At 51.4% G+C, this 9,834-nt stretch carries 11 protein-coding genes and 1 pseudogene; 4 read left to right on the top strand and 8 right to left on the bottom strand.

Annotation, left to right across the window (positions count from 1 at the left end; genetic code table 11):
• The coding region (locus tag BGK49_RS28995) for a transposase (protein ID WP_069375691.1) at positions 1–86 on the bottom strand (86 nt) is incomplete at its 3' end.
• Between the two features lie 65 nt (positions 87–151).
• Between BGK49_RS28995 and BGK49_RS03805 the strand changes: the two are divergent.
• A pseudogene (locus BGK49_RS03805) lies at positions 152–442 on the top strand (alpha-ketoglutarate transporter); the annotation flags it as partial.
• Here BGK49_RS03805 and BGK49_RS03810 read toward each other — a convergent pair.
• The 5 genes from BGK49_RS03810 to trxC all read right to left on the bottom strand — a co-directional run bounded on the left by BGK49_RS03810 (position 439) and on the right by trxC (position 6,155).
• On the bottom strand, positions 439–762 hold the full coding sequence (locus tag BGK49_RS03810; RefSeq protein WP_075319106.1) for a YfiM family lipoprotein: 324 nt from the start codon (positions 760–762) through the stop codon (positions 439–441). The pseudogene BGK49_RS03805 and the gene BGK49_RS03810 sit on opposite strands and share 4 nt — an antisense overlap.
• Before the next feature lie 45 nt (positions 763–807).
• The gene (gene pssA / locus BGK49_RS03815) at positions 808–2,163 is read right to left on the bottom strand and encodes a CDP-diacylglycerol--serine O-phosphatidyltransferase (RefSeq protein ID WP_000949272.1); all 1,356 of its coding nucleotides are present in this window, start codon (positions 2,161–2,163) and stop codon (positions 808–810) included.
• A 113-nt stretch (positions 2,164–2,276) separates the two neighbouring features.
• The gene (gene patZ / locus BGK49_RS03820) at positions 2,277–4,937 is read right to left on the bottom strand and encodes a peptidyl-lysine N-acetyltransferase PatZ (protein ID WP_000083004.1); all 2,661 of its coding nucleotides are present in this window, start codon (positions 4,935–4,937) and stop codon (positions 2,277–2,279) included.
• Between the two features lie 31 nt (positions 4,938–4,968).
• Positions 4,969–5,667, bottom strand: a complete 699-nt coding sequence (tapT, locus tag BGK49_RS03825) for a tRNA-uridine aminocarboxypropyltransferase (protein ID WP_000138184.1) — start codon at positions 5,665–5,667, stop codon at positions 4,969–4,971.
• A gap of 68 nt (positions 5,668–5,735) precedes the next feature.
• On the bottom strand, positions 5,736–6,155 hold the full coding sequence (trxC, locus tag BGK49_RS03830; RefSeq protein ID WP_001098726.1) for a thioredoxin TrxC: 420 nt from the start codon (positions 6,153–6,155) through the stop codon (positions 5,736–5,738).
• A 206-nt stretch (positions 6,156–6,361) separates the two neighbouring features.
• Here trxC and BGK49_RS03840 point away from each other — a divergent pair, with 206 nt between their 5' ends.
• Positions 6,362–7,399, top strand: a complete 1,038-nt coding sequence (locus BGK49_RS03840) for a tRNA/rRNA methyltransferase (protein WP_000997403.1) — start codon at positions 6,362–6,364, stop codon at positions 7,397–7,399.
• A 47-nt stretch (positions 7,400–7,446) separates the two neighbouring features.
• Here the strand turns inward: BGK49_RS03840 and ung are convergent, their stop codons facing one another.
• Positions 7,447–8,136 (bottom strand): uracil-DNA glycosylase, encoded by a 690-nt coding sequence (gene ung / locus BGK49_RS03845; RefSeq protein ID WP_001262727.1) that lies wholly within the window; start codon positions 8,134–8,136, stop codon positions 7,447–7,449.
• A gap of 304 nt (positions 8,137–8,440) precedes the next feature.
• Here ung and grcA point away from each other — a divergent pair, with 304 nt between their 5' ends.
• Positions 8,441–8,824, top strand: a complete 384-nt coding sequence (grcA, locus tag BGK49_RS03850) for an autonomous glycyl radical cofactor GrcA (RefSeq protein ID WP_000627807.1) — start codon at positions 8,441–8,443, stop codon at positions 8,822–8,824.
• A gap of 55 nt (positions 8,825–8,879) precedes the next feature.
• Here the strand turns inward: grcA and eamB are convergent, their stop codons facing one another.
• Positions 8,880–9,467, bottom strand: a complete 588-nt coding sequence (gene eamB / locus BGK49_RS03855; RefSeq protein WP_000189207.1) for a cysteine/O-acetylserine transporter — start codon at positions 9,465–9,467, stop codon at positions 8,880–8,882.
• 123 nt (positions 9,468–9,590) lie between these two features.
• Between eamB and BGK49_RS03860 the strand changes: the two genes are divergently transcribed.
• A partial coding sequence (locus tag BGK49_RS03860; RefSeq protein WP_000567704.1) for a transposase occupies positions 9,591–9,834 on the top strand: 244 nt, incomplete at its 3' end.

Consider the following 9,834-nt stretch of genomic DNA (forward strand, 5'->3'; position numbering starts at 1 on the left):
TCACTGATCGAAAGTTGATTTTCAAGAACCGTTCTGACAGCTTCGGCTTTGAACTCTTTAGAGTAACGTTGGTTTTTTCTGCTCATTATTAGCTCCTTCTGATGCCATTCTATTTCAGGAAGGAGTGTCCGTTAAACTCAGGCTACCTCATTATGCCGCTTTTGGTCTGGTGATGTGTGCCCTGCTGATAGTGAGTTTTTATACATCAATCAGTGGAATACTGAAGGCTGAGATGTTCCCGGCACAGGTTCGCGCATTAGGCGTTGGTCTGTCATATGCGGTCGCTAATGCTATATTTGGTGGTTCGGCGGAGTACGTAGCGTTGTCGCTGAAATCAATAGGAATGGAAACAGCCTTCTTCTGGTATGTGACCTTGATGGCCGTGGTGGCGTTTCTGGTTTCTTTGATGCTACATCGCAAAGGGAAGGGGATGCGTCTTTAGTGACGGGCCAGTTGCCAGACGGTATAGCCGGTGCTTGCACCGGCGACATCCCAGGCCAAATCCTTCCAGCTCCAGCCGCTCCCTTCGGGGCGGCTATCCCAAAGCTCTTTTGACGCCCCCAAACTGACAGAGAACATCAATCCAAACATGGCACTGCGATCCCGGCTCATCCCCTGATGCTGTGAATATTCATTTCCGGCGGCGGAAAGCATCGCCGAGGCGATAAAGTGTTGAGCTTTATCCTGCCCGCTCCAGCTATCGTTATCCATATGGCTGCATCCAGAAAGTAACAATAGCGAACAGACAAAAAGAATACGCAAAACGTGGCCTCCAAAAAACAAACCCCGTACAGGACGGGGTTGTGATTACAGGATGCGGCTAATTAATCGGTCGATGCGGATACGGCGCAAACGGCGGATGAGTTTACGAACCTTCACCGGATAATCGGCAATACTTTGCAGATCGCGATAGTGCTTAACGATGGTGGTATGCTCGCGGATCAGCTCCAGTTCTTTCTCTCGCTGCGGCGCAAGCTCCAGTTGTGGGTCGTGGATCAAAATGGCGTTTTCCAGATCCAGACGCCAGGCGCGCGGGTTCAGGTTATTACCGGTGATCAACATCCACTTATCATCAACCCACATCCCTTTCAGGTGATAGGTGTTGTCGTCATCTTTCCATAACCGAACCACTAGCTGGTCAGTATTGACGTAATACTGCAAACGGCTCAGGAAAAGACGCAGATTGATCTCATAGAGATAAGGCAATGCGCCAATTATCTTGAAAGGTTCATCTTCCGGAATGTAGAAGTCGTTCGCGGTTTTATCACCAACAATAATTTCGACCTTTTTCCCTTCGCGCAGCAACTGGATAATATTGCGCACAAGGATTGCTGGCAGGTTGAAGTATGGCGTACAGATGGTTAGTTTCTGCTCGGCACAAGGCATAAGATGGAAAATGGTCTTGTTCAACAGACTCGATTTCCCCAGCCCCACTAGCGGCGTTACGGAAAGCTGATCGTTGTCGGCATCGCCCTGGAAATGATAAGCGGCATCACGCAGCTCCTGGCGGAACAGACGAATATCGTTCTTGATTTCTGGGCTTTTTGGCCGATTAACATCATCCAGACGATTAACGCCGCGGCCATTCATAATATTCTGTGTAACCCATTCAAACATAATGTCTGACATCTTACGGTTACGGATAAGATGATAACGGTCGTAGCGATATTTATCGTGCTGATGCAGGTAAACATCGTTCAGGCTGGCACCGCTATAAAGTACGCTATCGTCGATGATAAAGCCTTTAAAGTGCAGAACACCAAGGGCTTCACGGGTATTGATTGGAACGCCATAAACCGGAACATCTACGCCCGAATTTTCCTGCGCCATGCGGCAGTACCAGTCAGCGTTAGTGTTAGATGCCGCAGCGCCAATGCGTCCACGTTGTGCACGATGCCAGTCGACCAGCACCCGCACATCCAGTTCCGGACGCTGCCTTTTAGCTTCATACAACGCGTTCAGAATGCCTTTGCCACCGTCATCCTGTTCGAGATACAGGGCGACAATGCAAATGCGCTGCTTCGCGCTGGCTATTTTTTCCAGCAGCGTCTCCCGGAAGTCGGCGGGAGCGTAAAAGAAATCGACATCATCAACTGATTGAGAAATCTTGGGTAGTTGGGCAAGGTGTTGTTGATGTTTATTACGCTTAAATTTTGACAACATCACAGTGCATTTCTTCTCTGTTCATTGAAGGGTCCTCTGTGCAATGCAGACGACATAAGCGGCCAATAATAACACCAGTCCCGATTAAGTGGTCAACATTTCCAGTACCTTACTCATGATTCCTCGCGTTGGGCAAGATTTAGCGTAAGCCCAACGATCCCCTCTTCGAGCTGGATATCAACGTTAAACCCGAGCTTGCGGGCTAGCGCCACCATGCCACGATTGTTTGGCATCGTAATACCATTCAGACGTTGTAGTCCGTGATCTCGCGTATAGGTAATCAACTTTTCCATTAAGCGTCGACCTAAGCCTAACCCTTTGAGATCCGAGCGAACCAGCACAGCAAATTCGGCATCGATGTTATCAGGATCGGAAATCGCACGCGTGACGCCGAGGATCTCTTCCGTTTGATCAATACGTCGTACCGCTACAAACGCCATTTCCCGATCGTAGTCGATCTGTGTCATGTTGGCTAAATCTTCATGGGTAAATTCGTTGATCTCGCTAAAGTAGCGGTAATAAAGATCTTCTTTGGTGACTCGCGAAATGAATTGCTGAAGTTGTGGCTCATCTTCTGGCAAAATCGGGCGGAACAAGCAGCGTTCACCGTTTTTCAATTCTACCCATTCTTCCAGCTGATGCGGATAAGGGCGCACTGCCAGCCGACTCTCGTTATCGCCTTCAAACGGCGAGATATCCAGCGTGACATCCAGCGCGGTAAATTCACTGCCAGAAGCCAGCAAAGGATGAATATCCAGACGCTGAATTTCCGGGCAATCGACAATCAAGTTGGAAACCTGCACCAGAAGCTGGCTCAAGCCTGCAACATCCAATGGGCGTAGCGCACTGCGCGCACGAATCTTTTTACTTTTGATCCCCTGAATAACCAGATAGCGGGCCAGGTTCATGTTCAGCGGCGGCAGTGCGACGACGGCTTGATCTTCAGGACGCCACTCCACACCGCCTTCACCCAGCATGATCAACGGCCCGAAAACCGGATCGTGCCCAACCACAACCCGCAACTCCTGAGCGCCAGCACGGTTAGCCATACTTTGCACCAACAGGCCGTGGATCCGCGCCTGCGGCCAGGCCATTTTTACGCGATCGAAAATGGCGTTTGCCGCTTGCTGGACTTCATTGGCTGTACGCAAGTACAGCATGACGCCCTGAACTTCCGATTTATGTGGAATATCCGGCGAACGCAATTTCAGCGCCACCGGATAACCAATCTGTTCGGCAATATGCACCGCTTCGGTGCTATCGCTGGCAATCCAGGTAGGGAGCGTGTTCATGCCATACGCTTGCAGGATGGGCTGAACTTCATGGGTATCGAGCGACGTAGCCCCTTCGGCAATCGCCTGTTGCAACAGAAGATGCGCTTCTGCGGTATTGGAAGTCAGATTGCTGGGCAACGCCGGCGTTTCGCGTAGTTGCTTCTGATTACGCCGGTACTCCACCATATGCATAAAAGCAGTGATGGTTCCTTCCGGGGTACGGTAGGTCGGCAGCCCGGCTTCGCTGAATAAACGTCGTGCCTCTTGCGAGGAGTGCTCGCCGCACCAGTTCGTCAGCAAAGAGACATATTTGCTGCGGGGATGATGCTTTACCGCTTCAATTAATACTTGCGCGCTTTCTGTTGCGGGAGCAGCGGCGCTGGGCGAATGAATAACCATCAGCGCGTCAAAATCCTGGCTGTGGAGCAGAATATCCAGCGTTTTAATATAGTGCTCACTGCTGGCGTCATCGCGTAGATCGAGCGGGTTAGATATTGCCACATGTTCTGGCAGTGCATCGCGCAGTTTCTGGCAGGTTTCTTCGCTTAGCGTTGCCAGCTTGCCATTGCGTGACCATAAGGCATCCAGCGCCAGCGCGGCAGGCGCAGCACCGTTGCTGATAATCATCAGCCGGTCGCCACGTAGCGGGCGCATATGGCTAAGGGTTTCCACCGCCGAAAACAGCTCGTGGGTGTCCTGTACCCGCAACAAACCGGCACGCTGAATAGCCGCATCCCATGCCGGGTCCATTCCTGCCGTGGTGTTGAGCAGTCGCTGTGCCGCCGGGCTACGTCCGCTTTTAATCACCAGAATCGGTTTATTACGCGAGGCACTACGGGCCGCCGAAACAAAGCGTCGCGCGTCGCTTAACTGTTCGAGATAGAGCAGGATGGCGCTGGTTTTACTGTCGCGTGCCAGATAGTCAAGCAATTCATCAACGTCGATATCCAGGCTGTCGCCGAGCGCAATAAAGTAGGAAAAGCCCATCTTACGCTGTTGCGCCCAGTCGAGGATGGTGTTGGAGACGGCAGCCGATTGCGAAATAAACGCCAGCTTGCCGCGTTTAATCGGCACAGGCGAAAAGCTGGCATTCAGACCTTGCCAGGGAGCCAGTAAACCCAGACTGTTTGGTCCAAGCAGGCGCATGTTATGGCGCAGGGCGCAGGCGCGGAGATCTTCGTGTTGCGATGCCGGGGCGGAAAGAATAATGCAGGTTTTACAGCCTTTCTCGCCGAGCTCTTCCAGAAGAGCAAGATTACGGCTGGCATTGGTACATAAAACCGCAAGGTCGGGTGTAAAGGGCAAGCTGGCAATATCCGGCCAGGCCAACACACCCAACACCGCTTTCCAGGCTGGCGTCACCGGGAGTACCGGTCCGTTAAAGCCTCCCGCCAGCAGGTTACGCATCATCAGGTAACCTGCGCGATTGGGTTTCATCGACGCGCCAATTACCGCTATCGATTTTGGTCGCAGTAGTGCTTCCAGTCCTCGCTGACTCATACCGGTCTCCCGCAGAAGTGACCGAATGATTTTAAACGCTTTCTAACTGTTCTGCTGTGATGCTACCCAGATGTTGCGTTTTTCCTGCCAGATAGCGTGTTTTAAAGCGGGTAAAATGCTCGCCTAACCCTGCTGCCGCCCCGGTATCGCCGGCCATATCTAACAGTGCGATGGCTACCTCGGCAGTACAATATTGGCCTTCAGCCTGGGCTTCACGCAGGCGATAGGCTGAAAGCCGGGAAAGATCGACGGAAATGACGGGAAGATTATCCAGATACGGACTTTTACGAAACATCTTGCGAGCTTCCGGCCAGGTACCATCGAGCATGATAAACAGCGGTGGCTTACCGGCAGGTGGTGTGAAGATCACTTCCCGTTGCTCATCAGCATACGAGGCGGGAAAGACCACCATTGGCTGATAATCCGGGTTTTGTACCAGATCCAGCAAATCCTGCGAGGGTTCGGTACGCGACCATTGAAACGCAACGGTATCAGGCAAAATATCAGCAATCAGACGCCCGGTATTACTGGGCTTCATTGGCTCGGTGTCGAACATCAGCAAACAGAAGCGACTTTTTGCTTGTGCTGGGGTAATTGTCGAACAGAGACATAATTTCTCTGGCAAAAGACAGCGTTGGCAGCGACGAACGCGATTACCGCGGGCAAGAAAAGGACGTGTTGCGCGCGCAATACGCTCGGCGCGTAACTGGAGAACAGCGTTTTCGGTCATAAGAGAGCGTCGAAAAAACGCCATTGTCGCAGAGGAGAAAACGGGGCACAAGATGCGCCCCGGTAAGATTAAAGAGATTCGTTCAGCCAGCTATCGAACGGAGCTTTCGGTACTGCGCCATTAAGCATGTCGACAACCTGACCGTTTTTGAAAATCATGATCGTCGGTATACTACGAATTCCAAAGCGACTGCTCAATTCACGTTCAGCTTCGGTATTCACTTTCACAAAGCGCACTTTACCGCTACGCTCTTGCGCGACATCTTCAAAAATTGGTGCGAAATTACGGCAGGGGCCGCACCACGGTGCCCAGAAGTCGATCACCACAGGTAGATCATCCTTCAGCAATTTGTCGAGTGTTTCACCGGTCGCATTAATCACCTCTCCGTCAAACAAGTCGTGACCGCAGCGTCCGCATTTTGCCGCATCTTCGATCCGATCGTCGGGAATGCGATTGATGGCCTGACAATGGGTACAAACGGTATTCATAACTAACCTCGGGATGAGTAAGGAGACTTATCGGCAACGACGCCGGTATGTTTCTAATATGTTACATATTATCGGGGACATTGTTCCAGACAACAATCTGTTTTATTCAATAGGTATGATAGTCGCAGGCTTTGGTACGAAATCATGGCGAACCGCGCGGACTTCGGGTAATCTGCGCGCTTCGCGCAGCGCTGGTGGAGAAAAGCATGAACGATGAAATGAAAGGTAAAAGCGGCAAGGTCAAAGTGATGTATGTCCGCAGTGATGATGATTCTGATAAACGTACCCACAACCCGCGTACCGGGAAAGGGGGCGGGCGTCCAGGAAAATCTCGTGCTGACGGTGGCCGTCGCCCCGCCCGCGATGACAAACAGAGTCAGCCCCGTGACCGCAAGTGGGAAGATTCGCCGTGGCGCACGGTTTCCCGCGCGCCGGGTGATGAGACGCCGGAAAAGGCCGATCACGGTGGCATCAGTGGTAAAAGTTTTATTGATCCGGAAGTGTTGCGTCGTCAGCGTGCGGAAGAAACCCGCGTCTACGGCGAAAACGCCTGTCAGGCACTGTTCCAGAGCCGTCCGGAAGCAATTGTTCGCGCCTGGTTTATCCAGAGCGTAACGCCACGTTTTAAAGAAGCCTTGCGCTGGATGGCGGCAAACCGCAAAGCGTACCATGTGGTGGATGAAGCTGAATTGACAAAAGCGTCAGGCACGGAACATCACGGCGGCGTTTGCTTCCTGATCAAAAAGCGTAACGGTACAACCGTGCAGCAGTGGGTAAGCCAGGCAGGCGCGCAGGATTGCGTTCTGGCACTGGAAAACGAATCTAACCCGCATAACCTGGGTGGCATGATGCGCAGCTGCGCGCACTTCGGCGTGAAAGGTGTCGTGGTGCAGGATGCGGCACTGCTGGAGTCGGGGGCGGCTATCCGTACCGCAGAAGGCGGCGCAGAGCACGTTCAGCCGATTACTGGCGACAACATTGTTAACGTGCTGGATGATTTCCGTCAGGCAGGTTACACCGTAGTGACCACTTCCAGCGAGCAGGGTAAACCGCTGTTCAAAACTAGTCTGCCAGCGAAAATGGTACTGGTGCTGGGTCAGGAATATGAAGGGTTACCGGATGCCGCACGCGATCCGAACGATCTGCGCGTGAAGATTGACGGTACGGGCAACGTTGCCGGGCTGAATATCTCTGTCGCAACCGGCGTTTTGCTTGGTGAATGGTGGCGTCAGAATAAAGCCTGATAAATCAGCCGGGTGGCAACTCTGCCATCCGGCATTTCCCCGCAAATTTACTCACTCTCTGCCGGTAATACTGGCATCCAGTCAATCGGCGTCTCGCCACGTTGTTCCAGCCACTGATTTGCCAGCACAAAATGGTTGCAGCCAAAGAATCCACGATGCGCCGAAAGCGGCGACGGATGCGGTGCTTTCAGTACATGATGGCGTTGCTTATCTATAATCGCCCCTTTCTTTTGCGCATGTGATCCCCACAACAAAAACACCACGCCTTCGCGGTGCTGGTTAATCAGGCTGATGACTTTATCAGTAAACGTCTCCCAACCGAGGCTGGCGTGGGAATGCGCCTGACCTGCGCGAACCGTCAACACAGTATTGAGCAGCAGAACGCCCTGACGCGCCCAGCTTTCGAGATAGCCATGATTAGGGCGGGTGAAGCCCGGAATAGTATTTTCCAGCTCTTTATACATATTCAATAATGACGGAGGAATGGCAATGCCGGGACGAACGGAAAATGCCAGACCATGCGCCTGTCTCGGTCCGTGATAAGGATCCTGGCCGAGAATCACCACTTTAACGTCACCCAACTCGGTAAAGCGGAACGCGTTAAAGACATCTTTTTGTGGTGGATAGATAGTGACGCCGGACTGCCGCTCGCTGGCGACGGTCTGAAGGGTATTAAGAAAATAAGGTTGTTGCTTCTCTTCAGCCAGCACGTCATGCCAGGTTAATTCGTTAGCCATCTCGCTCTCCTGCGAATCTTCAATCCGCCTAGCTTAACTGCTTCTTTCTACAGAACAAAATCATGCTCATTTTTTAGACTTAAACGAGTGCAAAAAAATGTAAATTGGTAAAATTTCACACCCGCATAAGTTGATGTAAAACAATAAAATCCATTTACGACCACAATCGATGTGTGGTTTTTATTGATTTAAATCAAAGAATCAAGGGTGGTTGAGGAGTATATATACACTCAAGCAACAATGGTTTTACCAATTGGCCGCGACAGGCTGAACAAATCAAATAATTTTGCCGGGGAGGCATCACATGATTACAGGTATCCAGATTACTAAAGCCGCTAACGACGATCTGCTGAACTCTTTCTGGCTGCTGGACAGCGAAAAAGGCGAAGCACGTTGCATCGTTGCAAAAGCAGGTTATGCAGAAGATGAAGTGGTTGCAGTAAGCAAACTGGGTGACATTGAATACCGTGAAGTTCCAGTAGAAGTGAAACCAGAAGTTCGCGTTGAAGGTGGTCAACACCTGAACGTTAACGTTCTGCGTCGTGAAACTCTGGAAGATGCAGTTAAGCATCCGGAAAAATATCCGCAGCTGACCATCCGTGTATCCGGTTATGCAGTTCGCTTTAACTCTCTGACTCCGGAACAGCAGCGCGACGTTATCGCTCGTACCTTTACTGAAAGCCTGTAAGGCTTAAGTAGCAAGTTACTAAGCGGAAGAGGGCGACCTCTTCCGCTTTTTTTCGTTAATAGAAAATGCGTACCGCGCAATAGACCAGCAACAGGGCAAGCACGATATTTAACTGGCGACCATACTGGCGAAACAATCGCTGAAACAGATGCCCCGCCAGCGCCCAGCACACATTGCCAAACGTCCCAATCATCGCCAGCAAAACGCTGACGCCAACTACCCAGCTTAGCGCCTGTGTTTGCGGCAGAACAAACGTCGACAGTGCCGTAACACCGTACAAAATGATTTTGACGTTCACAAACTGCAAAGCAAAGCTGGCCCAAAAGCTGATTGGTTTTGCCTGAAGTCCGTCTTCCTTTGTTGGGCTGGTGGCGATTTTCCACGCCAGCCAGACAATATATGCCGCCCCCGCCCAACTCAAAAGGTGTACCGCTGCCGGGTCAATAACTGCCAGTGAAAATGAAATGCCCGCACACAGTAACATCACAATCAAAAATCCCAGACTCATCCCTGCCAGCACGCGGGTACTTTGACGAAATCCATGCGACGTAGCAGAGCTAAGGGCGAGAATATTGTTCGGTCCTGGCGTCATAGCGGTAATCAGGGTGTAAGTCCAAAAAGCACTTAAAAGGGTCGGTGTCACTTGTTATCTCCTCTGTTTTGGTAGACAGTACCTAGACTGGCCCCCTGAATCTCCAGACAACCAGTATCACTTAAATAAGTGATAGTCTTAATACTAGTTTTTAGACTAGTCATTGGAGTACAGATGATTGATGTCTTAGGGCCGGAGAAACGCAGACGGCGTACCACACAGGAAAAGATCGCAATTGTTCAGCAGAGCTTTGAACCGGGGATGACGGTCTCCCTCGTTGCCCGGCAACATGGTGTAGCAGCCAGCCAGTTATTTCTCTGGCGTAAGCAATACCAGGAAGGAAGTCTTACTGCTGTGGCCGCCGGAGAACAGGTTGTTCCTGCCTCTGAACTTGCTGCCGCCATGAAGCAGATTAAAG

Source organism: Shigella sp. FC1544, from assembly GCF_001722145.1.
Taxonomy (GTDB): Bacteria; Pseudomonadota; Gammaproteobacteria; order Enterobacterales; family Enterobacteriaceae; genus Escherichia; species Escherichia coli.

Excerpts from the sequence above, each read along its gene's own strand:
- grcA (WP_000627807.1), top strand. The coding sequence starts at position 8,441 with ATGATTACAGGTATCCAGATTACTAAAGCCGCTAACGACGATCTGCTG.
- BGK49_RS03840 (WP_000997403.1), top strand. The coding sequence starts at position 6,362 with ATGAACGATGAAATGAAAGGTAAAAGCGGCAAGGTCAAAGTGATGTAT.
- ung (WP_001262727.1), bottom strand. The coding sequence starts at position 8,136 with ATGGCTAACGAATTAACCTGGCATGACGTGCTGGCTGAAGAGAAGCAA.
- trxC (WP_001098726.1), bottom strand. The coding sequence starts at position 6,155 with ATGAATACCGTTTGTACCCATTGTCAGGCCATCAATCGCATTCCCGAC.
- patZ (WP_000083004.1), bottom strand. The coding sequence starts at position 4,937 with ATGAGTCAGCGAGGACTGGAAGCACTACTGCGACCAAAATCGATAGCG.
- tapT (WP_000138184.1), bottom strand. The coding sequence starts at position 5,667 with ATGACCGAAAACGCTGTTCTCCAGTTACGCGCCGAGCGTATTGCGCGC.
- pssA (WP_000949272.1), bottom strand. The coding sequence starts at position 2,163 with ATGTTGTCAAAATTTAAGCGTAATAAACATCAACAACACCTTGCCCAA.